Raw genomic sequence first — 24,999 nt, 5'->3', positions numbered from 1 at the left:
AGAAATTAAATTTAAAGTAAAACGACTTTTAAAGCAAGTGTTACCTCCCCGCTCTCAAGGAAGGTTTTGGCGAGTTCGTGCAGCTCTCGCTCCCTATTGGTAGCATCACCTATTGTGGCATCCAAAATTTCCTTCACCTCAGGATGCGAGCTTACCAAGTCAACTTCCTGCTCATCTGGCAGCACTTCAACATTCCCTAACATCCCCAAATCATTCCCGGTTAACACTTTAGATAAACGAACTGCTTTAGGCAAAGCATCCACCCCTATTCCGAGCTTAGCCAAAGGTTTGGCCACTTTAAACAAATTGTTTTCAGTAACCCGGCAGTACCAATCGCCACCCAAGCGGGCTACCAAATCAATTTTCTTTTGATCGATTTTCCCACTGTTATCCAAAATATCTTCATTGATGTGGATTAACTTTATTTCAGCGAGTATTAAATTACCAGCACCATGGTTATCGCCTAAAGGGATTACCTGATTAACCACACATTCAAACTGAACTGGTGCTTCTGAAACCCTTGGTGGAGTAACTAAATCAGATGCTAGCATTGTAAATCCTGCTTTTTCAAACTCATTCACGCCTTTTGCATATTCGGTACTGGCTAAACTCATTTGCTGTACCATATCGTAATTTACAATATTAATAACGCATTCTTTTACCTGTAATACGTTCTCCAATGTGTGTTTTGTGGTATTATCGCGAACCCTTCTTGCTGGCGAAAAGATACAAATGGGCGGCTTTGTGCTAAACATATTGAAAAAGCTAAAGGGACTTAAATTAATATTTCCGTCAGCATCAATAGTCGAGGCAAAGCAAATTGGACGAGGTGCAATAGCATATTGCAGATAATCCTGCAATTGAACAGCACTTAAATCTTCAGTTTTTAGGGTTAACAAAGTTGGAATGTTTTAGTTGGTGAAATGTTTTAACATTGGAAAGCGTGAAAGTTGGAATGTTTTTAATGTTGGAAAGTTGAAAATCAAGGAAAACGCTATTTATAAAATTAGCCCCACTATATTATACATCTTTATTAATCATGCCTTCGTCATTGCGATCCCGATTTTATCGGGAGAAGCAATCTCATTTGATAGCACGCTACCAAGAATGAGATTGCTTCGTACCTCGCCTGCCTTCCGCAGGCAGGCAATGACGACCGTTCTTAACACCACTTATATTGGTTTTTATGAAATAAATTTAACCCCGAGCATGACAGGGACATTCTACGTTACTGCATCAAAAAAAGTTTCGCCACTGTTGTTTTATTGTTTAAGGTAAACTTAAGTAAATCAAACCTAACAACAGCGAAAACGAACTACAATTGAGTAAAGCGCCCGCCTGCCGGACGGGCAAGAATGGCAGGGCTGCAGCAACAGAAATGAGGTGAACCCTGCTTTTCAAATTGTTTTATTTCTTCAAAGCCAAGATCGAAAAATCGGTATCTGCTTTTGTAATGTTATTGGTTAGCGCACCTAAACCTGTGATTTCCATTTCTACCACATCGCCGGGTTGCAACCATTGTGTTTTATAATTCGGATCATTTAATAAACCGGTTCCGTTCAGCTCGAGAAAGCAGCCCGTACCCACCGTTCCCGACCCAATTACGTCGCCTGGCAGAATGTCGACCCCATAAGCACAACGCTCAATGATCTCGGCAAAAGTCCAATCCATATCCGCAGCATTTCCCTGAGATACCTCAATACCGTTTACACGACAAGTCATTTTCAAATCGTAAGCATTCCCCACATGGCCTTCCTTTGCTGGTACTTTATATTTTTCAATTTCATCTGGCGTAACCAACCACGGTCCAATCACCGTAGAAAAGTCTTTCCCTTTCGCCGGACCAAGATTGAGCAGCATTTCTTCCATTTGTAGGGTGCGGGCACTCATGTCATTCATCACCATATACCCAGCGATGTAATCATCAGCCTCTGCTGCTTTAATATTTCTACCTTTTTTACCAATCACAATTGCCAGCTCAAGTTCGAAATCGAGTTTATCGAAGTGATCTGGCATACACTCAATTTCTCCCGTACCTTGAATAGCATTATGGTTTGTAAAATAAAATATAGGATACTCATCAAATTGAGGAATCATATCAACTTTGCGGTTTCTTCGTGCTGCTGCAACATGTTGCCTAAAAGCATAACCATCTCTACAACTGGTTGGGTGAGGAACCGGAGCCAAAATTTCATAAAAGATTTCCTCTTTCGCCAATAACGATCCATCATTAATTTGTAAATCAATTTTTTTTGCCCGTTCCATCAGTACTTCTCCGCCTTGCAAAAATTCATTCATTGTATCAGGAAGCAGCTTATCACAACTGTTTAAATTATAGATGTGGCCATCTATAAACAGGCCAAGGTGCTCTCTATCTTCAGTTTTATAACTTACTAATTTCATATAAATTTGGTTAAAGTACGTGGTAAAGCTAATAATTTACGACAGGAAAAGAAAAATGCCTGCACTATTTAAGTTCAGTATATTTTTGCAAATCTTTTTTAATTAATGGAAAATCTTTCTCCTCCAACCTTTTATAATATCGTTTGTTCGCAAAAAGTTCACCTGTTAACAGACCCAATGAAACGCCAACAGGAATACCAACTATGATCAAAACTACCGATTCCAGTACATTTGAGCTTTCTACCGAGAGGGCAAGAAAAACAAGGGCGCCTGCAATTGCAAATGGCGCCACTACTCCACGCCTGTGAATAAATAGCTTGTCAATATTTTCCGCTTTCAGTATGCTGGTATCACCATTATTTTTCACCAAAATAAGTTGTTTATTTTCTGCGGAATAGAAAAAACCACGGTATCGCTTGCCAGAGTGCTCAACAACCTTAATTTTATATTTCCATTTTTTTTGAGCCGATACGGTGAAGCAAGTCAGGAAGCAGATGAGGAGCGTTAAGAATATTTTCATCGAATTTTGGTTAGAATTAAAGATAAAGAAATTTCATCTTAAAAATAAAATCATTACTTTAGCATCATCAAAACCATGATTTTAAAAGCATTACATATCAATTTAGTGAACGACGCCATTGCTGCCCGTCGCTATAAAATGCTATCTAAATTAATCATGGCTCAATATTCTCTGTAATTCTCATCACCTTTCCCTATAAATTGAAACGCCGCTGCGTTTTGATTGTTTATTCTTTTAGATCTTATTTCTAACCTAACTTATATCATTATGCTTGTTTATCATAAATTGGGGCAGATACCAGCAAAACGTCATACGGTTTTCCGTAAGCCCGATGGAAATTTATACGCCGAAGAACTGGTTTCTACCGAAGGTTTTTCGAGTTTATATTCGTTGGTTTACCACTGCCATCCGCCTACCATTGTGAAACATTTAGGTGAACCTTACAGCGTGGAACCAAAAATTGCTCGTGAAAAGCACCTCAAACATACCAGCCTAATCGGTTTCAATATCAAGCCTGAAGATGATTTTTTAAAAAGCAGAAAACCCGTTTTGGTGAATAGCGATTTACATATCGTATTGGCCGCTCCGAAAAAATCAATGACTGATTATTTCTATAAAAACAGCCAGGCTGATGAAATGATCTTCATTCATGAGGGTTCGGGTAAACTGAAAACGGGTTTCGGGGAAATTAAATTTGCTTACGGAGATTATCTGATCATTCCAAGGGGAACAATTTATCAAATGGAATTTGACAATGAGGTAAATAGATTGTTCATTGTTGAAAGTTTTAGTCCGATCAGGCCTCCAAAACGATACTTAAACCAGTATGGACAGTTAATGGAGCATTCGCCATACTGTGAAAGAGATTTAAGGTTACCTGAGAATTTGCAAACGCATGATGAATACGGCGATTTCAAGGTACTCATTAAAAAACAAGGCTTAATCTACCCTTACACTTACGGTACACATCCTTTTGACTATGTAGGCTGGGATGGATATCATTATCCTTACGCATTCTCGATCCACGATTTCGAGCCGATAACTGGCCGTCTGCATCAACCGCCTCCGGTACATCAAACATTTGAAGGGCATAATTTTGTGATTTGCTCTTTCGTTCCACGAAAATACGACTACCATCCAGATTCTATCCCGGCACCTTATAACCACAGCAATGTAGACAGCGATGAAGTGCTTTATTATGTCGATGGCGATTTTATGAGTCGAAAAAGCGTGGTTAAAGGACAAATTACGCTCCATCCCGGCGGTATTCCACATGGTCCGCATCCAGGAACAGTGGAAAAATCCATTGGAAAAGAAAAAACAGATGAGCTAGCCGTAATGATTGATCCTTTCAAACCGCTGATGCTTACGCAAGATGCAATTGATATAGAAGATGAAAATTACCACAAAAGCTGGCAGATTAATATAGAATAGGTGGTTGGGATAAGGAAGTCCAATGCTATAGAGCGTAGTTACACAGCAATTAAAATCGACTTTAGGCTTATCAAAATAAAATCATCCGATCTCGGCCGCCCGACTTCGGACTTAGTAAAAATTTAAATCCTCGGATATCTAAATCGGATTCCGGACTATCAAAAAAAATATGGAAACACTAACATTCGCAGAGAAAATAGCTAAGGCACAGGATTTTCTGCCTATTAATGGAACAGATTATATAGAATTTTACGTGGGCAATGCAAAACAAGCTGCTCATTATTACAAAACCGCTTTTGGCTTCCAAAGCTTGGCTTATGCCGGTCCGGAAACTGGTGTTCGCGATAGAGCCTCTTATGTTTTACAACAGGGAAAAATCAGGTTAATCCTAACCACGGCCTTGAAATCTGACCATCCAATTGCAGAACATGTTAAAAAACATGGCGACGGCGTTAAAGTGCTTGCCCTTTGGGTTGATGATGCTTATAGTGCATTCGAAGAAACGACGAAACGCGGCGCAAAACCCTACATGGAACCTAAAACATTAACTGATGAAAATGGTGAGGTTAAAATGAGCGGTATTTACACCTATGGAGAAACGGTGCACATGTTTATCGAAAGAAAAAACTATTCTGGCACTTTTATGCCAGGTTATCGGGTTTGGGAAAGTGACTATAAACCTGCAGATGCCGGGCTTTTATACATCGATCATTGTGTGGGCAATGTAGGTTGGAACAGGATGAATGAAGCAGTACAGTGGTACGAAGACGTAATGGGCTTTGTAAATATCCTGTCTTTTGATGACAAACAAATCAATACGGAATATTCAGCTTTGATGAGCAAGGTAATGAGTAATGGTAATGGTTTCTCAAAATTCCCTATTAATGAGCCCGCAGAAGGTAAAAAGAAATCGCAAATTGAGGAGTACTTAGAATACTATGAAGGTGAAGGCGTACAACATATTGCAGTAGCTACGAAAGACATTGTTCACACAGTGAGAGAACTTAAATCTCGTGGAGTTGAATTTTTGAGTGCGCCACCTGAAGCTTATTATGATATGATGCCACAACGGGTAGGCAAAATTGATGAAGAAATTTCGTTGCTGGAAAGTTTAGGGATTTTAGTTGATTGTGATGAAGAAGGCTATTTACTCCAGATTTTTACCAAACCGGTAGAAGATCGCCCGACACTATTTTTCGAAATTATCCAACGTAAGGGTGCTCAAAGTTTCGGTGCAGGAAATTTCAAAGCATTATTCGAATCTTTAGAACGTGAACAAGAGTTAAGGGGAAATTTGTAGGTTTTGCAAAAGAAACCGTCGTTGCGAGATACGAAGCAATCTCTTTAAACTGAGATTGCTTCGTTACTTACTGATTTATAGGTATTTGCTTTTTCAAATTATTTGATTAGTTTTAGGTACACACAAAAAAACCAAATAATTATGAGAACAAAATTAACCTTGCTGATCCTTTTGATGATCACATTCAAAGGATTTTCACAAAACAAATCTGAAACCATTCAAACCATCAATCAACTATTAGCTAGTGCTATTGGCGGTACTGACAGTATCTTAATTAAAGGGCAGATTACTCAGTTGAAAATTACAGAAAATGCTTTTAAAGTTGATGATGACGGCAAAAGCGGTCACTTTATAATCAAACTCGAGAGCGAAAATGAATCAATTAAAAAAGACGGTATGACGATGATCAGCGATTGGAAAGGCTTTAAGGTTCATCCGTCAACTAACAACACAACGTTGAAAACGATCTATCCAATTTTCGAGAAAAGAGATGGCGAACCAGAGAACGATAAAAATGGAATTAAATACTATTGTTTGGCTGGAAATGAGGACAAACTGATTGCCTCTCTGTTACACCTACAAAACCTGTATTCAAAAAAATAACTTAAACAAAAAGCCAGATGACCTGGCTTTTTGTTTTCATTTAAAGCACTTCGCCGAAGTGTTTATAATTGGATTTGATGGTATCGAAAACCTCCGTCATTTTTCCACCCAGCATTAACTTCGCCATCGATTCTGTCATTCCTTTTATTTGCGCCCACTCTATTTTTGGCGGCATGGCCAGCGCATTAGGATTTGTCATAATATTTAGCAGCACCGGTCCGCTTTCGGTTAATGCGTTAGCAATAGCGGTTTCTACTTCATCAGGCTTTGAAACTGTTATACCTTTGAAACCCATGGCTTGTGCTACTAGTGCAAAGTCAGGGTTAATCATATCGGTTTCATTATCTGGCAAGCCATCAACTTCCATTTCAAGTTTCACCATTCCAAGTGCCCTGTTATTAAAAACAACCAATTTTATAGGAAGGTTGTACTGTTTAATCGTAGCCAAATCACCAAGTAACATTGATAAACCGCCATCTCCGCATAAGGCAATTACTGGCTGTTCCGGATGTGCAAGAGCAGCGCCAATTGCCATAGGCATTGCATTAGCCATAGAACCGTGGTTAAACGAGCCTAACATTTTGCGTTTACCTGTACCATCAATAAACCGGGCTCCCCACACGCAACACATTCCGGTATCAACCGTAAAAATCGCATCATGAGCAGCCAAACGATTTATGGTTTCAGCCACAAATTCAGGTTGAATTTTATTTTCCTCGCCTTGATCCTTTACATAAACCTGTTGGTTTTCCTTTACCTTTTCGTAAAATTCAAGTTGGGCTTTCAAAAATTTATCATCTGTTTTATCCTTCAATAGCGGAAGAAGTGCTTTCAAAGAATCAGCTACATCGCCACACAAACCCATGGTTAATTTCGCTCTTCTTCCAAGTCGTTCTGGTCTTTCATCTATCTGAATTATTTTGTTCTTCACCGGCATGAAGTTCACGTAAGGAAAATCGGTTCCCAATAGAAGCACCAAATCTGCCTCATGCATGGCATGATAACCAGAGGGTTGCCCTAAAAGACCAGTCATCCCTACCGAATATGGGTTATCATATTGAATACCCATTTTCCCCCTGAATGAAAAGCCAATTGGTGCTTTTAACTTTGAAGCCAGTTCTACCACTTCATCATGCGCCTCTGATGCACCAATACCGCAATAAATCATCACTTTCTTTTCCTCGTTCAGCAGCTCAGCCAATGCAGCTAATTCTTCATCTGAAGGACGAATGACAGGCTTGTTGCGGAATATTTGCATCGCAGTAACACTTTCCACGGCATCCATTTCGGCCACATCACCGGGTAAGCCAAAAACCGAAACGCCTTTTTTATGGATAGCGGTTTGAATAGCCGTTTGAAACATACGTGGAGCTTGTTCGGCAGTGGTAGCCAACTGATTATAGTAACTACAATCGTCAAAAAGTTTTATGGTGTTGGTTTCCTGAAAAAATTCAGTTCCAAATTCGCCGGTAGGAATAGTAGATGCAATGGCAATCACCGGCACATGAGATCGGTGCGCATCGTAAAGGCCATTTATTAAGTGAACATGCCCCGGACCGCAACTTCCTGCGCAACATGCTATTCCGTCTAGCTCAGCTTCAGCTGCTGCTGCAAAAGCACCCGCTTCTTCATTCCGGACATGAATCCATTTAATTTTACCATTTCGCCTTACTGCATCATTGAAATAATTCAGACTATCGCCAGTAACGGCATAAACCCTTTTCACACCAGCTTCAACAAGCATTTCTACAAGTTGCTCAGCAACATTTTTGGCCATACAATTTTAGATTATGATCAACATCACTATGATGATGACAGGTTATAAATATTCTCTTGCTTACAATTGTTTGCAGCCAGAAAAAGAAATAATCGAATCTGACTGTTTACAGACTGGGAATCCGACCGAGATTATCTTCTTCACTAAAACTTCATAAATGAAATGCACCTTTGAATAACAAAATACGAAGCGATTTCTGTTTTGTTAAATTCTAAAAACTCATAATTAGTTTTTTAGTTTTCCGGTTACCCTTATCTGATACCTCATGTGTTGCAAAACACATGAGGTTTTTTTATTCTGTACTTTCTTTAAGCATCTGATATAAATCAGTAGCTGCGCCATCAAACTTGTTTCCGTTAACATAAAATGAAGGCGTACCATTTACGCCACTTCTCACGCCGCTCTCAAAATCATCTTCTACCTTTTGTTTCACATCAGCATTGGTACTATCCGCTTGAAATTTTTCAATATCCAAACCAATCGTTTCTGCTAATTCATCAAATAAATCTTCATCCAAACGATATTGGTTTTCGTAAAGTGCATCATGCATCTCCCAAAACTTACCTTGCAAGGCTGCTGCTTCAGCAGCTATTGCAGCTGGAAAAGCGAATGGATGTGCTTCCTGTAGTGGAAAATTCCTAAATACGAAGTTGATCTGATCCCCAAAAGTTTCTTCAATTTCTTTTACAATTGGATAAGCATCCCCACAGTAAGGACATTGATAATCGCCATATTCTACAATGGTAATTGGTGCATCTTGTTTTCCCTGTGCATGATCTTTCTCCGTAACTTCCGGTTTTAGCTTACTCATAGTTTCTATTTTTATCTAATGCTTCTAATGCATCCAAAATTCCATCAGCCCCTGGGTTTACTGCCGTAGGCGATAAATAGCTCCAGGCAATTTTTCCCTCTTTATCAATAACAAAAAGTGCCCGCTTACTTTCTCCAACCTTTTCATCATATACGCCATAAACCTTAGATACGGCTCCTTTTGGCTCAAAATCTGCCAGGAGCGGGAAATGCAGATTTCGGTCCTTTTCAAAAGCCAGGTGGCACCAAACACTATCCACAGAAATTCCAAAAATTTGAGCATCGTGTTTACTAAAATACTTCAGCATTTCATTGTAAAGCGCCATCTGGTCGCTGCAAACCGGACTCCAGTCTGCCGGGTAAAATGCCAAGATCACATTTTTACCTAAAAAATCTTTTAACTTAATTTTTTGATCGGGAGTGGCATTCAATTCAAAATCTGGTGCCTTGGTTCCTTTTTCTAACATGTTATGGGGTTTAAGAATTCAAATATATAACCAACACGAGTAAGTAGATGTTGTTTTTAGTTGAGGTAATTGCTAACCGAGCTTCTGCCGTTTGATGAGGTAAGCCTGCAGAATCGGATAAAATCCATCGTTGATATCTGCATCTACCAAGTCAATTTTGTTTTGAGCGCATTTCAAAGCAAGCTCTTGTCTATAAGCAGAGACTGAAGCTTTGTAATTTTCTTTCACCTGGTTCGCATGAACTTTAATAGTGGCTCCTGTTTCCATATCCACAAACTGATATGGGCGGTTTTCAAAATCAAAGTCCACTTCTTTTGCTTTATCAACCACGTTGAATACCACAACTTCGTGTTTATTAAATTTCAAATGCTGTAAAGCATCAAAAAAATCGTCGGTTGCTTGGTTGTTGATTTGAGTACTAAACAAGTCACTGAAAATAATTACGAGAGACCGTTTGTGAATCAATTCTGCCACCTGGTGTAAAGCGCCACTTAAGTTTGTATGGGCATTCAACTTTGGGTTCTCCAAGAGATCTTCCAGCTGAGCAAACAAAAATTTTTGATGGGCGGTTGTAGATTTTGCCGGAGAATTCAGCAATACCTCGTCAGCAAAAAGGCTTAAACCAAAGGCATCACGCTGCCTTTTTAACAAATACATGAGTGAAGCACTGGCCTCGATGGCGAAGGTAAGCTTATTTTTTTTCGGTTCCGGAAAATACATCGAAGAGGAAACATCAATTACAAACTGGCAGCGTAAATTGGTTTCCTCTTCAAAGCGCTTGCTATAAAGCTTATCAGTTTTAGCGTAGAGCTTCCAGTCGATATTTTTTACGTTATCGCCATTATTGTATTGGCGATGTTCAGCAAACTCCACCGAAAATCCATGAAAAGGACTTTTATGCAGCCCGGTGATAAAGCCTTCAACTACTTGCTTTGCTAATAATTCCAGATTGCCAAAACTGGTTTCATTTTCATACTTTACCGTCTGCATATCGTAAAGCTAATAAAAGATTTATGAATTAAAATAGGTTTTTAGCATTCATAACGACATAATATTTCAGAAACAGCAGAGATGAGATTTTTTTGAAAACGGTTTTGGTTGACACGAGGTTTAGATGGAAGGATTTCCGCTATCGGATGGTGTTTTCACCTGCCGAAACCTCAAAAGATGGTTGGTGAGGACACCAACTATTAAGGCGAGGATTGCAGGCCTATTTGTCTATCTTTTGATGTACTCAACTACTAACCAACTACATTCTATCGGCTGGTGTCTCCACCAGCCGAGCCCTCAAGAGATGGTTGGTGAGGACACCAACCATTAGTACGATGATTGCAAGCCTATCTATCGGCTGGTGTCTCCACCAGCCGAAATTATCTACTTTTTGGCTATCTTATATAAGTTGCCATTATCAGTCACTGCGTAAAGTACTCCATCCTTTTCTACCAGATCTCTAAAGCGCTCGCCTTTACCTTCCAATAAATGCTCCTCGCCAACAACCTTGTTTTCTTTGATTACTAACCGAATAATATGTGAGCCACTTAATCCGCCGACAAACAAATTCCCTTTCCACTCGGGTATTATGCTGCTATTGTAAAAAGCAATCGAGCCTGGAGAAATTACAGGGTTCCAATAGTAAACCGGTTGCTCCATACCCTCCTTTTGTTGAATGCCTTCTCCAACTGCCTTTCCACTATATTCAATACCATAGGTGATAATTGGCCAGCCGTAATTTTTGCCGGGTTTAATTAAGTTTAGCTCATCGCCACCACGTGGACCGAATTCCGCTTCCCATAAATCGCCAGTTTGTGGATTAATGGCCAAACCATCTGGATTACGCAAGCCATAAGCATAAATTTCAGGCCGTGCATCTGCTTTTCCAGCAAAAGGTCCATTAGGTACAGCTTTACCTTCTGTTGTTAAATGAAGAATTTTGCCCAAAGAAGAGTTTAAATGTTGTGCCTGAATTCTTATTTCTCTATCCGAACGTTCTCCGGTGCTCACAAACATATCTCCGTTTTTATCGAAAACAATTCTCGACCCGTACTGCAATTTACCCGTATGGGCCGGTGTGGCACGATAAATTACTTTTTGATTTTCAATCTTCGTCTCATCAGCAGACAGTTTTCCTTTTGCTATTGCAAGCACAACCCCTGTAGTTTGTGGTTCTGAATACGCAAAATAGACCATTCTATTTTTTGCGAAATTAGGATCAAGCGTGACATCCAACAAACCACCCTGACCAGAGGCATCTACCTTTGGCAGGCCTGTGATTTTCTTGCTTGATTTTCCATCAGCAGTAAGCACCACCATGGTTCCTTGCTTTTGCGTAATCAGAAATCCGCCATTGGGTAAAACCGAAATTGCCCATGGATTTTCAAGCTTACCGTTGATGATCGATATTTCTAACGGAGTGGAAGTTTTTATGCCAGCAATACGGGTTTGACCAGTGAAAGCTGGTTTATAATCGGCAGTTGGTTTGCCGGATTCTACAGGACTTTGGGCAGCTACATCTGTAACGCTAAAACAATTTACAGCTACTGCAGCGATGAATATACCTAATACCTTGTTGTTAATTAATTTCATGGGGATATGGATTTTTAATTTAAAGAAACGAAAATATTTCTTCATAAAAAAACCCGTATCCTTTTAAAGAACCCGGGTTTTAAATATGTTACAAGCTTAAGCTAAATGCTCAGACTGATAATTGTCCTAGCTTAAAACTTCAGCTTTTTTCTTAAGCCAATTGCTTGTTTAATTTTTCAGCTAATACTGATTTTGGAACTGCACCAACTTGTTTGTCAACAACCTGACCGTCTTTAAAGTATAATAAAGCTGGAATATTGCGGATACCGAATTGTGTCGAAATTTGAGGGTTATTATCAACGTTCACTTTTCCAACAACTGCTTTACCATCGTATTCTTTCGCAATTTCTTCTACTACAGGACCAACCATGCGACAAGGGCCACACCATTCTGCCCAAAAATCTACTAATACGGGTTTATCTGATTTTAATACAAGCTCCTCGAAGTTTGCATCTGTGATTTCTAATGCCATAATTATTTTTTTTATGTTCAAATATAGGTATTCAATTGTAATGCCAACTATAGTGTAATGTCAATTTGACATTGTTGTGGTTTGTTTCATTTAACACTTATTAAGAGTAAGTAAGCAATCTTTCTAATCTAGATTTTTACTCTTAAACGCCAGAAACTTAATTTAACTTATAGTTTACAACATTGAGCCCGACCAATTGTTCTAAGAACTTATTGTTAGGATTGATTTTCAAATTCTTCGAAGGCAGATCCAACATAATTTGCTTCTCAGTATCGAAAACAGCGAAGTTAAGTTGGCAGTTTTGCTGCTCTGAATTTGCCTTATTGTCCGCTAAAATAAGTTCAATTTCCCGCATCAACTCTTCATTCACACGTTCAATCGGCACTTGGATGGTTAAACTCTTAGCCAGCTTATCCCTCAATTCAGACATTAAATTTATGGCCGTTATTTTAAACTCCCAATCACCTGCTTTACCAAAGCGTTCACCCACTCTACCTCTGATTTGTAAAAAGTAACCTTCGGTTAAAAAAGATTTGAATTTCAGAAAATCTTCTCCGAATAGCGCCATTTCGCAAGCATCCTCATAATCTTCAAATACAAATGTCCCGAAAGGCTTACCAGTCTTCGTAATTCTTTGAGATGCCGCTACGACCAAACCACCCACACAAAGTTCACGGTTTTGAAGTTTAGCAAATTCAGCTAATACTTCTTCATTGGTATCGCCCATCCTTACTTTATTGATGATGCTAAGTTGCCTTACGCCATGGGTACAAAACTTATCGAGTTCCAATTTATAATTATCCAGTGGATGGCCTGAAAGGAAAATCCCAATTGCATCTTTTTCATACTTCAATCGATCCATCAAAGCCCATTCAGGAGAAACCGGTAAAGTGGGTTCTAATATTAAATCGGCCTTTGAACCACCAAATAATGACCCTTGCGAAGTACTTTCATTATTTTGAAAGTCGTTAGCAAACTTGATGATTTTTTCGATCCCATTCATTTTATCGTTCGGACCTATATAAAAATACTGTGCCCGATGGCCGCCAAACGCATCAAAAGCACCGCTATAAACGAAACTTTCATATGCCTTTTTATTTACAATACGGGTATTAGATCGCTTTGCGAAATCGTAAACAGAAGCATAAGGACCATTTCCCAATCGCTCTTCGATAATACTTTCTACTGCTTTCTCGCCTACTCCTTTAACCGCCGACATACCGAAACGCACCTCGCCCCTAACATTTACAGAGAACTTTAAATCAGATTCGTTAACATCAGGGCCTAAAACCGTCACGCCCATCTGTCTACATTCTTCCATAAAGAAAGCTACCTGTTTAATATCGCTCATATTATTGGAAAGTACCGCAGCCATATATTCTGCCGGGTAATGCGCCTTCAAATACGCCGTTTGGTAAGCAATCCAAGCGTAACAAGTAGAGTGCGATTTGTTAAACGCGTAAGAGGCAAATGCTTCCCAATCTTTCCAGATTTTTTCGAGCGTTGTAGCATCATGACCTTTTTCTGCCGCCTGTTTTACAAATTTAGGCTTCATTTTATCCAAAACGTCTTTCTGCTTTTTACCCATCGCCTTCCGCAAAACGTCGGCCTCACCTTTGGTAAAACCTGCTAATTTTTGGGATAAAAGCATCACCTGCTCCTGATAAACAGTGATACCATAAGTTTCCTTCAGGTATTCTTCGCAAGCATCTAAATCATATTGTATTTCTTCTTCGCCATTTTTCCGCCTAACAAAACTTGGAATATATTCCATCGGTCCTGGGCGATAAAGCGCATTCATGGCAATTAAATCGTCAAAAACCGTAGGCTTCAGTTCCTTCATATACTTTTGCATACCCGGACTCTCATACTGGAAAATCCCAATCGTTTCACCACGCTGGAAAAGCTCATAAGTCATTACATCATCAATTGGGAACGTATCCGGATCGAGATTAATGCCATGCCTTTTCTTTACCAGTTTAACGGTATCTTTTATTAACGTAAGGGTTTTTAAACCCAAAAAGTCCATTTTTAAGAGACCAGCACTTTCTACAACGGAGTTATCAAATTGCGTAACATATAAATCAGAATCCTTTGCGGTAGCCACCGGAACGAAGTTGGTGATATCGCTTGGCGTAATAATTACCCCGCAGGCATGGATACCTGTATTTCTTAATGAACCCTCTAAAACTTGTGCTTGCTGAATAGTTTCTGCACTTAGGTCTTTTAAAAGCCCCATCGCTTTTAACTCCTGAACACGCTCGTATTCATCCGGGCGAAGCGCATCTTTCAGTGCTTTCTCATCCAGGTTGAAGATTTTTGCGAGCTTCATATTTGGAATCAGCTTCGCTATTTTATCTGCCTCGAATAAAGGCAAATCTAAAACCCTGGCAGTATCACGGATGGAAGATTTCGCTGCCATGGTACCGTAGGTAATAATTTGGGCAACCTGACTGGAGCCGTATTTATTAATTACGTATTCCATTACTCTACCACGACCCTCATCGTCAAAGTCAATATCGATATCGGGCATGGAAACACGATCCGGATTTAAGAAACGCTCAAAAAGGAGATCGTACTTTATTGGGTCGATGTTGGTAATCCAAAGGCAATAAGCTACTACAGAGCCTGCAGCTGAACCACGGCCCGGACCAACAGACACATCTCTGCGACGGGCTTCAGCAATAAAATCCTGCACAATCAAAAAGTAACCCGGGTAGCCCGTTTTCTCGATGGTAGCCAGCTCAAAATCTAATCGTTCGGTAACCTCTGGTGTTAATACGCCATATCGTTTTTTTGCTCCCTCGTAGGTTAAATGTCGTAAAAATTTATTTTCTCCACGTTTTCCTCCATCATTTTCATCTTCAGCAACCAAAAATTCTTCAGGGATATCAAATTTCGGCAAGAGTACTTCACGAGCAAGCTTGTAGGTTTCTATCTTATCTACAACCTCTTGTATATTTAAAATGGCTTCGGGCAAATCAGCAAAAAGCGCTTTCATTTCCTCACCCGATTTAAAGTAGTATTCCTGGTTCGGCAAACCATATCGGTAACCGCGGCCGCGACCAATTGGCGTGGCTTGCTTTTCACCATCTTTTACACAAAGGAGAATATCATGCGCATTCGCATCCTTTTTATTGATGTAATAGGTGTTATTGGTCGCAATCAGCTTCACTTCATGCTTGCGGGCCAGCGCAACAAGCGAAGCATTAACGCGGTCTTCATCTTCCTGATTGTGGCGCATCACTTCTACATAGAAATCTTCGCCGAATTTTTCTTTCCACCAAACCAAAGCTTCTTCAGCCTGGTTTTCACCCATATTTAAAAGCTTATTCGAAATCTCTCCCGAAAGGTTTCCAGATAACACAATAATATCATCTTTATACTGCTCAATTACATTTCTATCAATACGTGGAACGTAATAAAACCCTTTTGTATAAGCAATAGAAGACATTTTGGCTAAATTGTGATAGCCTTTTTTGTTCTTCGCTAACAGCACCATTTGGTAACCATTATCCTTCACCGTTCTATTTAAGTGATCATCGCAAACAAAAAACTCTACCCCAATAATTGGTGTCATTACCACTTCAGTTGGCCGTTCTCCAGCTTCAATGGCTTCTGCATTCTTAGCTTCAGCTGCTTTATTGTGGTTTAAAACTGCATTTACAAAGTGAAAAGCACCCATCATATTGGCATGATCCGTCATGGCTACAGCAGGCATTTTTTGTGCTGCAGCTGCTTTTATAAGAGCAGGAATACTGATTGTACTTTGTAATACCGAAAATTGCGTGTGATTATGTAAATGCACAAAAGTTGCCGCAGCAAGCTCTTGTTTATTTTCTGCAAGCTCTTGCTTAGAAACCCCTCCACCTTCAGCCTTTTGAAGGCGTTTACGAATCTCATCAGAAGCGGCCTTTAGGTTAACATGCGGGATTCCGAAGTCTGGAATGGAACCAGCATTATATTCCCGAAAACGCGGAAAATATTCTGCATCAACTAAAAGTTCTTCTTTTTTGAAAACCTCTTTTTTAATTAACTCCAGAAAACAACGCGTTGTGGCTTCAACATCGGCAGTGGCGTTATGGGCTTCATTAAACGGAACGCCAAATAGATATGAGTGTAATTCCGTTAATGTGGGCAATTTAAATCTACCGCCTCTACCTCCCGGAAGTTTTAAAAGCTCTGCAGTTACTTCCGTACAGGTATCTAAAACAGGCATTTCTGCCATGCGGTTTTCAACCCCAAAACGGTGAAACTCACATCCCATAATGTTTACATCAAAGCCTACATTTTGACCTACAATGAATTTCGCTTTTGATAAAACAGCATTAAATTTTTCTAAAACCTCAGCTAATGAAATGCCCTGCTCGGCTGCAAGTTCAGTAGAAATGCCATGGATTCGCTCCGCATCGTAAGGGATATTAAACCCCTCTGGACGAACCAAATAATCCTGATGCTCAACCATCCTCCCCATCTCATCATGCAATTGCCAGGCAATTTGAATACAACGCGGCCAATTATCCGTATCGGTAATTGGAGCATTGTAATTACGTGGCAAACCCGTGGTTTCAGTATCAAAAATTAAGTACATATTATTTGTAAAGAATTAGCCGTTGTAGAATATAAACGGTTCATCAAAAATAGACAATTTGGCCAGCGGATTTGTCAAATTTTATCAACAAAAGAATAAAGTGTTGATGCGCTCTGTCCACCGAAATTTATAATCTCGGCTATAGGTGATATATAAATTTGAAATCCAAAACTTTTATATCTAATGGATACAAATACCGTCTGTCAATGCTCACCTAAATGAGTTTAAATGAGATCAGTTTCTCAAGGCTGACGAAATTACAGCAGCAAACATAAAGTTGATAAAAGCGTTTCATAAGCTCGTATTTGTTTTTATCTTCGATAGATAATTAACAGCAAACCTTAAAATTAAATATATGAAAGTAACGGTTGTAGGTGCGGGCGCAGTTGGCGCTACTTGTGCAGATAATATTGCCAGAAAAGAATTAGCGAATGAACTTGTTTTGTTAGATATTAAAGAAGGTTTTGCCGAAGGTAAAGCCATTGATATGATGCAAACTACTACGCTTTTGGGCTTCGACACAAAAATTACTGGTGTAACCAACGATTATAGTAAAACAGCAGGATCTGATGTTGTTGTAATTACTTCAGGCTTACCGCGTAAACCCGGCATGACCCGTGAAGAGCTTATTGGCATCAATGCTGGAATTGTTAAAGGTGTTGCAGAAAATATTTTAAAGTTCTCTCCAGAAGCGATCATTATTGTGATTAGTAACCCGATGGATACCATGACCTATTTGGCTTTAAAATCTTTAGGATTACCAAAAAACCGAATTATCGGTATGGGTGGAACGCTTGATAGTTCTCGCTTTAAATTCTATTTATCGCAGGCACTAGATTGCAATCCAAATGATTTACAGGGTTTTGTTATTGGCGGCCATGGCGATACCACTATGATTCCGCTCACTCGTTTAGCTACCTATCAAAGTTTACCGGTAAGCAATTTGTTAGATAAAGATACGCTTGATAAAGTAGCTGCTGATACGATGGTTGGCGGCGCAACTTTAACCGGACTAATCGGAACTTCTGCCTGGTATGCACCGGGTGCAGCGGGAGCCGCTCTAGTAGAAGCTATTCTTCGCGATGAAAAAAAATTATTTACCTGCTGTGTTTCTCTGGAAGGAGAATACGGACAAGAAGATATATGCCTGGGCGTGCCTGTAATTATTGGTCGCAGTGGCTGGGAGAAGATCATCGATTTTAAATTAACTGATGACGAACAAGCGGCATTTAATAAAAGTGCTGATGCAGTTAGAAATATGAACAGCGTTTTAGCGGAGATGAAACTAGTTTAAATGAGTTCAATTTCCATCCCATTAAAATTAATAAACTTACAAGACGATGGCTTCCACCTTTTGGTGGAAGTTGTTGTTTTTAAGGAAAAGCATTTTGCCGTTTTAGATACCGGTGCATCAAGAAGTGTGTTCGATAAAAAACTAATTGAGCAACATCTGGCTGAAACTTTGCAGGTTTCAGAAGAAATAAATGCCGCAACATTATTTACCACAACAAGTACTATTCAGGCTACTATTCCCGAAGTTAAGATAGGAAGGCTGAAGATTAAAAACTACGAAACTGTTGCTTTTGATCTGCAGTCTGTTACTGATACCTATCAGCAATTCGGCCATCCACCAATTATCGGAATTATTGGTGGTGATATTTTGATGCAATATAAAGCGGTTATCAATTACGAAAAATCGACACTTAGACTTACAAATAATCCCAGTGAAAAAAGATATTATTGATCGAAATGATATTGTCTTATTGGTGGATTCATTTTATCAAAAAGTTCAGCAAAATGAGCGCATTGGTCCGATATTTACCCAGGTAATGCAAGTAGATTGGGCCCATCACCTCCCTAAAATGTACGACTTTTGGGAAAGCATCTTATTCGGAAAAGCAATATACAAGGGAAATCCCATGCTCACCCATTTCGATATTAACAAAAAAGCATCTTTAAAAAACGAAGAATTTGACACCTGGAAAAACATCTTTTTTAATACCGTTGATGAATTATTCGACGGAGAAAACGCTACAGTAATTAAGCAAAAAGCCCAATCTATAGCAGATTTAATGCACTTTAAATTAAATTCACCAAAATCCAACATCAATATCGTTTAGTATTGTTTCATTTTTGATGGTTTCTTACTAAATTTAGATAACCAAATAAATTAATCATGAAATTTTTAAAAGTACTGCTAGGCATCATTGTCTTATTAGCAATCATTATTTTAGTGGGTGGTTTACTTCTGCCAAAAAATTACTCAGTTTCCAGGTCGACAGTAATTAATGCACCAGATAGCATTATTTATAAAAACATTGCTGATTTTAAGGAATTCTACAAATGGAATCCATGGGCAAAAATGGAGCCGAGCGCTGAGGTATCATTTACAGGAACGCCAGGCAATCCAGGTCATCAATATAACTGGAAAGGGAAAGAAACCGGAGCTGGTTATATGAAAATCACTTCCGTAAATCCCAACAAAAACATCAACATCGATTTAATGTTTATTGAGCCATTTGAAAGCTTGGCTGATACAGAATTTGATATTATGCCAGAAGGAACTGCTAACAAGGTAACCTGGACGATGAGCGGAGAAAACAACATCATTAGCAAATGGATGTGTTTAGTAATGGGTGGAATGGATAAAATGATCGGTAAAGATTTTGAAAGCGGATTGGCAAGCCTGAAAGAAAAATCAGAGAAAGGGAATTAATCGGATTTAAGTCTTGCAAGCCTCTTAGTTTTCATAATTAAGAGGCTTTGTTTTTTGGTTATTTTTTGACAAACAAACATTTATGCCGTTATTGCGTTAAAAATCAATAATCTTATAATTTACGATCAGTAGATTTTCTTATTTCCTAATTTTAGATTATTAACCAACGAATGAATATATTATTAGTAGAAGACGAGCCAAACGTGGTTTCTGTAATTTCAAGAGGTTTAAGTGATGAAGGTTTTACAGTGAGTGTTGCGCCTGACGGATTGATCGGAAAGCAGCTCGCGGCAGACAATCAATTCGATTTAATTATACTTGACATCATGCTTCCAGGTATAAATGGATTGGAACTTTGCAAAATCATCAAATCAGAAACGCCAAACGTTCCTGTTATTATGCTCACCGCTTTAGGCACTACAGAAAATGTGGTTAATGGTTTAGATAACGGTGCTGATGATTACCTAATAAAGCCATTTAAATTTGCTGAGCTTTTTGCCCGTATTCGAATGCTGCTTCGTAGATATAATGGTGCTGCCAATCTAGATCAGATTATTAACATCGTAGATCTGCAGATTAATCTGACTGCAAAAACGGTTAAGCGCAATAATCAAGAAATTATATTAACGGCTACAGAATACCGTTTACTGGAGTTTATGGCGAAAAATAAGTCTAAAATTTTATCTCGAATAGATATTTTGGAAAGCGTTTGGGATATTGATTTTAATTTGGGCACCAACGTGGTTGATGTATATGTAAACTACCTCCGTAAAAAAATAGATAAACATGCTGATCAAAAACTGATTCATACAGCGGTAGGTTTAGGCTATGTTTTAAAAGGTTAACAAATGAACATTGCCAAAAAGATCACCCTATTATTTGCCATACTTTCAGCAGTAATTATTTCATTATTAAGTGGATTTGTTTGGTATTTTTCTAATGAATTTGCTTTTGAAGATTTTTATAAACGCTTAGAAGCCAGGGTAAATATTTCTGCGCAAATTAAGCTTTATGAAGATGCCAATAACCCTGCCTACGCCAAAATGCGTAACCGGTATCTGGAACGTTTACCATCGGAAAAGGCATTTATTTTTGAAGCTAAAGACATCAGTAAACATCGAATTGACAGTGTTTTGCCACAAAGCTTTTATAAGAAAATAAATGCGGGCTCTATGTCGCGTTATCGGTCAGAAAATCACTTTTATGCAGGCAAAGCCTTCAAAATAAACAATAAAGATTATCTGGTTATTGTTTCTGCAAATGATCCGGTGGGTTTTAGGGAATTGAAAGATCTTCAGCGGATCCTTCTTATTGGTTTTTTCCTCTCTGTTCTACTCTCCTTTGTGGTTGGATGGAAATTTTCCAATTATATGTTGATGCCTTTGCGGAACATCATTAAAAGTGTTAAAAAGATAAAAGCAGAAAACCTGCATATGCGGTTAGAAGTAAAAAGTGGCAGCGATGAGATGTCGCAATTGGCGCAAACATTTAACAACATGCTAAACCGGTTAGAAACTGCTTTTGAAACGCAGAACAATTTTATCAGTAATGCTTCCCACGAACTTCGAACACCATTAACAGTAATTAGTGGAGAGGTAGAACTGGCCATGCGGGCCAATACCGATCCACAGAAGCAGCAGTTAGCTTTAGAAAAAATTAAAGGTGAGGCCGAAAGATTGGAACATATTTTAACCAGTTTGTTAGGTCTGGCACAATCTGGCTTTAATGGAAAAAACCAACCCTGGGAACTGGTTAGGATGGATGAGTTGCTTTGGGAAATTAAAGCTTCAGTAAATCAGGTTCATCCAGAAAGTAAAATAGAAATAGACTTTTCTAAACTCCCCGATGACGATGAATTATTGAGTTTGAAAATCAATAAAAACCTGATTAAACTTGCCCTTACCAATATTGTAAGCAATGCATGTAAATATTCGAATGATAAATTGGTAAACGTTGCCATCGAAACAAGTGCTAATTCGCTTTCAATCGCAGTTACCGACCAAGGTATTGGAATTCCACAAACAGATATTCAACATATTTTTGAACCATTTTACAGGGCTTCAAACACAAATGACTTTAAAGGCTACGGAATAGGGCTACCTCTATCATTGAACATCATTAGATTACATCGCGGCAGCATTGCTATTAAATCGCAGGAAGGAATAGGTACAGAAATTAAAGTTTTACTACCGCTTACCAGTATTTACTAAGCTATTGGTTAAATCTCTTTCTTAAATTCCATAAAATTTCTAATTTTGCCTACAATTACTAGATAATTGAACATTTCTACAACCTGCATCTCTGGGTTTTATTAATTCTAATCCCGTTCTAATCTTATTCTTATTTCGCTGTAATCTTATGGCTGTAAACTTGTATAAATATTTATTCATTTAACAAGATAAAGCCATGAAAACAGTATTAGTACCAACAGATTTCAATTTAGAGAGTACAAAAATCATTGATGGTTTAACGCAGACTCAACCCAACGAAACCTTCAATATAATTTTTGTCCACGCATTTAAGTTATCAGACTCTATTACTGATATGTTAATGTTAAGCCGAAGAAGCAGAGATTACGAAAACATTAGCGACGAGTTTTACCAGACTTTGAATAATTACAAGGCGAAGTTTACTAATCAAATAGATACCATTGGTATAGAGTATTTCTATGGTAGCACAGTTGCTGCTTTCAAAAATTTCATCGAAGCTTTTGAGGTAGACTTTATTGCCTATCCTAAAGATTATAACTTTAAGCAAATCAACAAGTATAGTATCGATCCAAAAGTTCTAACCGCCCGTTGTGGCCGCGAAGTGTTGGAATTAAATATCATGACGCTTCATAATCAAGAAAATTTAATCGAAACTAAAATTCATGAAAACGAATTAAAAGCGGCAAACGCCTAATTATTAACGAAATAAACTTAAGACCATGCTGTTACGAAATAATATTCCCCTCACCTATATATTTGGAAAGATTAAAAAAGAATTGCTTTTTGTAATTGCTTATTCAGTTGGAATCGTCATTCTTTATCAAAACTTTCATGTTACCCGAATCTCAATTCCCATTACAGTGCCAGCTTTGCTGGGTACCATTATTTCTCTGTTGCTAGCGTTCAGATCGAACCAAGCTTACGATAGATGGTGGGAAGCTAGGATTTTATGGGGTGCCATTGTTAACGATTCCAGATCACTTTCCAGACAGATCCTTTCTTTTGTAGAAAACCCATATGGTTCTGATGAGATTGAACGTTTCAAAGAAAAATTCATCAAAAGGCAAATTGCCTGGACTTATGCACTAAGTCAAGCTTTAAGAGGATTTAATCCACGCAAAGGCCTAGAACAATATTTATCTGCTGATGAAATGGAGTTCATTAAAAGACGTAAAAATGTTACTGCCACCCTGTTGGAATTACATGCGATGGATTTGAAGAAAGCTTTGAATGAAGGCTGGATTAACAAATATCAACAAATTGAAATCGACAAAACGCTTACCGCTTTGTGTAACCATATGGGAGGCTGTGAACGGATTAAGAACACCGTTTTTCCGGTAACTTATAGTAAATATATCAACATGTCGATTCATTTATTCATTGTTTTATTGCCGTTTGGCTTGATTGAATATTTCGGTTACATGGAAGTTCCATTGGTTGTTGCTATTGCTGCCTTTTTCCTTTTGGTAGAGAAAATGGCTGTTCACCTGCAAGATCCGTTCGAAAACAAACCAACCGATACACCCACCACTACTATTTGTAGAACAATTGAGCGTGATCTTTGCCAAATGATTGATGACAACAAAATACTGGAAGATAAGCCACAAACTGAATTAGCTCAGGTTGGCTCATATTACATCTTATAAAATCTTAATTCTTAGTTCTATTCCAGGTTTGGAATAGGTTAGTTAAAAACGATAGGTCTTTTCCCTGGATGGGGAAAAGCCTATTTATTTTTGTGCCATGCTATAACATCTACACGTTCAAAGCTTTTTCCTCAGGTGAGGAATAAACCTAAGCAGCATATCTAGCTTTAAAAACCTCTTTTAATTTATTTGAACCTAATTGCTTTTAATGGCGAAACTTTGCTGATGAGCAGAGAGGGAATAATTAATACGATTAAACAAACCAGAACGGTTAAAACGTTTAAACCTAATACATCTAAAAAATGAAATTCTATTGGTGCATAAGCCAAAAAATACGATGATTGGTTCAGTTTAAAAATATGTGTTGCCTGTTGAAAGAACCCTAAGCCGAGGCCTAAAATATTTCCAAGCAGTAAGCCAATCCCTACGAGATAGGCAGCATTGTACAAGAAAATTTTCATAATGCTCCAGTTGCTCGCCCCGAATGATTTAAGCATTCCAATCATATTTGTACGCTCTAAAATCATAATTAACAATGCAGTAACCATATTAATTACCCCAACAATAAGCATTAAAATTAATAAAACCCTTGTGTTTACATCTAGTAAACCCAACCAGGTAAATATATTTGGAAAGTTTTCGATAATGGAAAACGAACGCAGATTTTGGGGTAAACTTTCAAAAATATCTGCCGAAACTTTATTAATAGCTTTGAAGCTTTTTATCCGGATTTCTATCCCACCAATTTGATCTGGCTTCCAGTTGTTTAAGCGTTTAATGATATTTAAGTTCCCAAGCACAAAGCTTTTGTCGATATCTTCCACCCCAATATCATAAATCCCCACAATTTTAAATTTACGTGGGCGCAACTGGTTTTGAACAAAATACATAATGAAATCGTCTCCAGTTTTAAGCTTCAACCGATTGGCTGTATAATTGGAAACCAGCAATTCCTGCATGGCAGCAGTGCTATCTGTAAAATCGATAATAGTTCCGCTTATAATGTGCTGTTTAATGTAATCCCAGTTGTAGGTTTTGTCGACACCCTTAAAATTAATGCCTTCAATTTCATCATTGGCCGATAAAATAGCTGGCTTGGTAGCAAAAGGATAGAAATATTCTACATCCGGATTATTGGTTAGCTTCTTTCTGGTTTCGCTATCCAGCACAAATGGAGAATGTTCAAAAGAGTTATTTAAATCATAACGAGTTATTTGCACATCGCCCAGATAACCCCGAACTTTATCTTGAATTTCGGTTTTAAAGCCTTTAATGATGGCGATAGTCAGAATCATTACGGCAAGGCTAAGCATTACACCTGCAATGGCTATGCGAACGATGAGTTTGGAAAATGGTCGCTCAGATTTAATAGCGATACGGCCGGCTATAAAGTATTCGAAATTCAATTTGATTATTTTGTAACAGCAAAAATGCTTAAATCCTTTTTAAAAATGGTATATATTTGGA

Annotated in this window: 22 protein-coding genes; 11 read left to right on the top strand and 11 right to left on the bottom strand. The window is 38.4% G+C overall.

Annotation, left to right across the window (positions count from 1 at the left end; translation table 11 throughout):
* Window positions 1–11: 11 nt before the first annotated feature.
* The 3 genes from ACZZZC_RS08065 to ACZZZC_RS08055 form a co-directional block, all read right to left on the bottom strand.
* Window positions 12–899: a flavin reductase family protein gene (locus tag ACZZZC_RS08065; protein ID WP_463485602.1), complete on the bottom strand. Its 888-nt coding sequence runs from the start codon at window positions 897–899 to the stop codon at window positions 12–14.
* A 508-nt stretch (window positions 900–1,407) separates the two neighbouring features.
* Window positions 1,408–2,403: a fumarylacetoacetate hydrolase family protein gene (locus ACZZZC_RS08060; RefSeq protein ID WP_463485601.1), complete on the bottom strand. Its 996-nt coding sequence runs from the start codon at window positions 2,401–2,403 to the stop codon at window positions 1,408–1,410.
* A 64-nt stretch (window positions 2,404–2,467) separates the two neighbouring features.
* Complete coding sequence (locus ACZZZC_RS08055; RefSeq protein ID WP_463485600.1) at window positions 2,468–2,923, bottom strand: hypothetical protein; 456 nt, start codon at window positions 2,921–2,923, stop codon at window positions 2,468–2,470.
* 267 nt (window positions 2,924–3,190) lie between these two features.
* Here ACZZZC_RS08055 and ACZZZC_RS08050 point away from each other — a divergent pair, with 267 nt between their 5' ends.
* The 3 genes from ACZZZC_RS08050 (at window position 3,191) to ACZZZC_RS08040 (ending at window position 6,260) form a co-directional block, all read left to right on the top strand.
* Window positions 3,191–4,357 carry a homogentisate 1,2-dioxygenase gene (locus tag ACZZZC_RS08050; RefSeq protein ID WP_463486899.1) on the top strand — a complete coding sequence of 389 codons (1,167 nt, stop codon included), beginning with the start codon at window positions 3,191–3,193 and terminating at the stop codon, window positions 4,355–4,357.
* Window positions 4,358–4,526: 169 nt separating this feature from the next.
* Window positions 4,527–5,657: a 4-hydroxyphenylpyruvate dioxygenase gene (gene hppD, locus ACZZZC_RS08045; RefSeq protein ID WP_463485598.1), complete on the top strand. Its 1,131-nt coding sequence runs from the start codon at window positions 4,527–4,529 to the stop codon at window positions 5,655–5,657.
* A 141-nt stretch (window positions 5,658–5,798) separates the two neighbouring features.
* A complete protein-coding gene (locus ACZZZC_RS08040; protein WP_463485597.1) occupies window positions 5,799–6,260 on the top strand; it encodes a hypothetical protein in 462 nt (153 codons plus the stop codon).
* A gap of 40 nt (window positions 6,261–6,300) precedes the next feature.
* On the opposite strand, the gene ACZZZC_RS08035 is transcribed toward ACZZZC_RS08040, so the two are convergent.
* The 7 genes from ACZZZC_RS08035 to dnaE form a co-directional block, all read right to left on the bottom strand.
* The gene (locus ACZZZC_RS08035) at window positions 6,301–8,037 is read right to left on the bottom strand and encodes a thiamine pyrophosphate-dependent enzyme (protein ID WP_463485596.1); all 1,737 of its coding nucleotides are present in this window, start codon (window positions 8,035–8,037) and stop codon (window positions 6,301–6,303) included.
* A gap of 292 nt (window positions 8,038–8,329) precedes the next feature.
* Entirely contained in the window at window positions 8,330–8,848 is a 519-nt protein-coding gene (locus ACZZZC_RS08030; RefSeq protein ID WP_463485595.1) for a DsbA family protein, read from the bottom strand.
* On the bottom strand, window positions 8,841–9,314 hold the full coding sequence (locus tag ACZZZC_RS08025; RefSeq protein ID WP_463485594.1) for a redoxin domain-containing protein: 474 nt from the start codon (window positions 9,312–9,314) through the stop codon (window positions 8,841–8,843). The genes ACZZZC_RS08030 and ACZZZC_RS08025 overlap by 8 nt, the downstream gene beginning before the upstream one ends.
* A gap of 72 nt (window positions 9,315–9,386) precedes the next feature.
* Window positions 9,387–10,304 (bottom strand): DUF58 domain-containing protein, encoded by a 918-nt coding sequence (locus ACZZZC_RS08020; protein ID WP_463485593.1) that lies wholly within the window; start codon window positions 10,302–10,304, stop codon window positions 9,387–9,389.
* A gap of 384 nt (window positions 10,305–10,688) precedes the next feature.
* The gene (locus ACZZZC_RS08015) at window positions 10,689–11,897 is read right to left on the bottom strand and encodes a PQQ-dependent sugar dehydrogenase (RefSeq protein ID WP_463486898.1); all 1,209 of its coding nucleotides are present in this window, start codon (window positions 11,895–11,897) and stop codon (window positions 10,689–10,691) included.
* Between the two features lie 151 nt (window positions 11,898–12,048).
* Window positions 12,049–12,369 carry a thioredoxin gene (trxA, locus tag ACZZZC_RS08010; protein WP_056851389.1) on the bottom strand — a complete coding sequence of 107 codons (321 nt, stop codon included), beginning with the start codon at window positions 12,367–12,369 and terminating at the stop codon, window positions 12,049–12,051.
* A gap of 157 nt (window positions 12,370–12,526) precedes the next feature.
* Entirely contained in the window at window positions 12,527–16,960 is a 4,434-nt protein-coding gene (dnaE, locus tag ACZZZC_RS08005) for a DNA polymerase III subunit alpha (RefSeq protein WP_463485591.1), read from the bottom strand.
* Between the two features lie 355 nt (window positions 16,961–17,315).
* On the opposite strand from dnaE, the gene mdh reads away from it, so the two are divergent.
* The 8 genes from mdh (at window position 17,316) to ACZZZC_RS07965 (ending at window position 23,532) form a co-directional block, all read left to right on the top strand.
* Window positions 17,316–18,254 carry a malate dehydrogenase gene (mdh, locus tag ACZZZC_RS08000; protein ID WP_463485590.1) on the top strand — a complete coding sequence of 313 codons (939 nt, stop codon included), beginning with the start codon at window positions 17,316–17,318 and terminating at the stop codon, window positions 18,252–18,254.
* Window positions 18,255–18,704, top strand: coding sequence for a retropepsin-like aspartic protease (locus ACZZZC_RS07995; protein ID WP_463485589.1), 450 nt, complete (start codon window positions 18,255–18,257; stop codon window positions 18,702–18,704).
* Window positions 18,685–19,080, top strand: coding sequence for a group III truncated hemoglobin (locus tag ACZZZC_RS07990; RefSeq protein WP_463485588.1), 396 nt, complete (start codon window positions 18,685–18,687; stop codon window positions 19,078–19,080). Before ACZZZC_RS07995 ends, ACZZZC_RS07990 begins: the two co-directional genes overlap by 20 nt.
* A gap of 56 nt (window positions 19,081–19,136) precedes the next feature.
* Window positions 19,137–19,676 (top strand): SRPBCC family protein, encoded by a 540-nt coding sequence (locus tag ACZZZC_RS07985; RefSeq protein WP_463485587.1) that lies wholly within the window; start codon window positions 19,137–19,139, stop codon window positions 19,674–19,676.
* A gap of 170 nt (window positions 19,677–19,846) precedes the next feature.
* Window positions 19,847–20,521: a response regulator transcription factor gene (locus ACZZZC_RS07980; RefSeq protein WP_463485586.1), complete on the top strand. Its 675-nt coding sequence runs from the start codon at window positions 19,847–19,849 to the stop codon at window positions 20,519–20,521.
* A 3-nt stretch (window positions 20,522–20,524) separates the two neighbouring features.
* Window positions 20,525–21,886, top strand: coding sequence for a sensor histidine kinase (locus ACZZZC_RS07975; protein WP_463485585.1), 1,362 nt, complete (start codon window positions 20,525–20,527; stop codon window positions 21,884–21,886).
* A 196-nt stretch (window positions 21,887–22,082) separates the two neighbouring features.
* Window positions 22,083–22,580, top strand: a complete 498-nt coding sequence (locus tag ACZZZC_RS07970; RefSeq protein ID WP_463485584.1) for a hypothetical protein — start codon at window positions 22,083–22,085, stop codon at window positions 22,578–22,580.
* A gap of 25 nt (window positions 22,581–22,605) precedes the next feature.
* On the top strand, window positions 22,606–23,532 hold the full coding sequence (locus ACZZZC_RS07965; protein WP_056851398.1) for a bestrophin family protein: 927 nt from the start codon (window positions 22,606–22,608) through the stop codon (window positions 23,530–23,532).
* A gap of 185 nt (window positions 23,533–23,717) precedes the next feature.
* On the opposite strand, the gene ACZZZC_RS07960 is transcribed toward ACZZZC_RS07965, so the two are convergent.
* On the bottom strand, window positions 23,718–24,938 hold the full coding sequence (locus tag ACZZZC_RS07960; RefSeq protein WP_463485583.1) for an ABC transporter permease: 1,221 nt from the start codon (window positions 24,936–24,938) through the stop codon (window positions 23,718–23,720).
* Window positions 24,939–24,999 lie beyond the last annotated feature (61 nt).

This window comes from Pedobacter sp. AC212, assembly GCF_979258625.1.
The sequence above is the reverse complement of the archived record's forward strand: the minus strand, read 5'-3'. Positions and strand labels throughout refer to the sequence as shown.

Bases quoted from the DNA above. Each gene is read 5' to 3' on its own strand.
- dnaE (WP_463485591.1), bottom strand. From the start codon at position 16,960: ATGTACTTAATTTTTGATACTGAAACCACGGGTTTGCCACGTAATTAC.
- ACZZZC_RS08025 (WP_463485594.1), bottom strand. From the start codon at position 9,314: ATGTTAGAAAAAGGAACCAAGGCACCAGATTTTGAATTGAATGCCACT.
- ACZZZC_RS08055 (WP_463485600.1), bottom strand. From the start codon at position 2,923: ATGAAAATATTCTTAACGCTCCTCATCTGCTTCCTGACTTGCTTCACC.
- ACZZZC_RS07975 (WP_463485585.1), top strand. From the start codon at position 20,525: ATGAACATTGCCAAAAAGATCACCCTATTATTTGCCATACTTTCAGCA.
- ACZZZC_RS08050 (WP_463486899.1), top strand. From the start codon at position 3,191: ATGCTTGTTTATCATAAATTGGGGCAGATACCAGCAAAACGTCATACG.
- ACZZZC_RS08040 (WP_463485597.1), top strand. From the start codon at position 5,799: ATGAGAACAAAATTAACCTTGCTGATCCTTTTGATGATCACATTCAAA.
- ACZZZC_RS08015 (WP_463486898.1), bottom strand. From the start codon at position 11,897: ATGAAATTAATTAACAACAAGGTATTAGGTATATTCATCGCTGCAGTA.
- ACZZZC_RS07965 (WP_056851398.1), top strand. From the start codon at position 22,606: ATGCTGTTACGAAATAATATTCCCCTCACCTATATATTTGGAAAGATT.
- ACZZZC_RS07980 (WP_463485586.1), top strand. From the start codon at position 19,847: ATGAATATATTATTAGTAGAAGACGAGCCAAACGTGGTTTCTGTAATT.
- ACZZZC_RS07995 (WP_463485589.1), top strand. From the start codon at position 18,255: ATGAGTTCAATTTCCATCCCATTAAAATTAATAAACTTACAAGACGAT.
- mdh (WP_463485590.1), top strand. From the start codon at position 17,316: ATGAAAGTAACGGTTGTAGGTGCGGGCGCAGTTGGCGCTACTTGTGCA.
- ACZZZC_RS08035 (WP_463485596.1), bottom strand. From the start codon at position 8,037: ATGGCCAAAAATGTTGCTGAGCAACTTGTAGAAATGCTTGTTGAAGCT.
- ACZZZC_RS07970 (WP_463485584.1), top strand. From the start codon at position 22,083: ATGAAAACAGTATTAGTACCAACAGATTTCAATTTAGAGAGTACAAAA.
- ACZZZC_RS07985 (WP_463485587.1), top strand. From the start codon at position 19,137: ATGAAATTTTTAAAAGTACTGCTAGGCATCATTGTCTTATTAGCAATC.
- ACZZZC_RS08060 (WP_463485601.1), bottom strand. From the start codon at position 2,403: ATGAAATTAGTAAGTTATAAAACTGAAGATAGAGAGCACCTTGGCCTG.
- ACZZZC_RS08020 (WP_463485593.1), bottom strand. From the start codon at position 10,304: ATGCAGACGGTAAAGTATGAAAATGAAACCAGTTTTGGCAATCTGGAA.
- trxA (WP_056851389.1), bottom strand. From the start codon at position 12,369: ATGGCATTAGAAATCACAGATGCAAACTTCGAGGAGCTTGTATTAAAA.
- hppD (WP_463485598.1), top strand. From the start codon at position 4,527: ATGGAAACACTAACATTCGCAGAGAAAATAGCTAAGGCACAGGATTTT.
- ACZZZC_RS08030 (WP_463485595.1), bottom strand. From the start codon at position 8,848: ATGAGTAAGCTAAAACCGGAAGTTACGGAGAAAGATCATGCACAGGGA.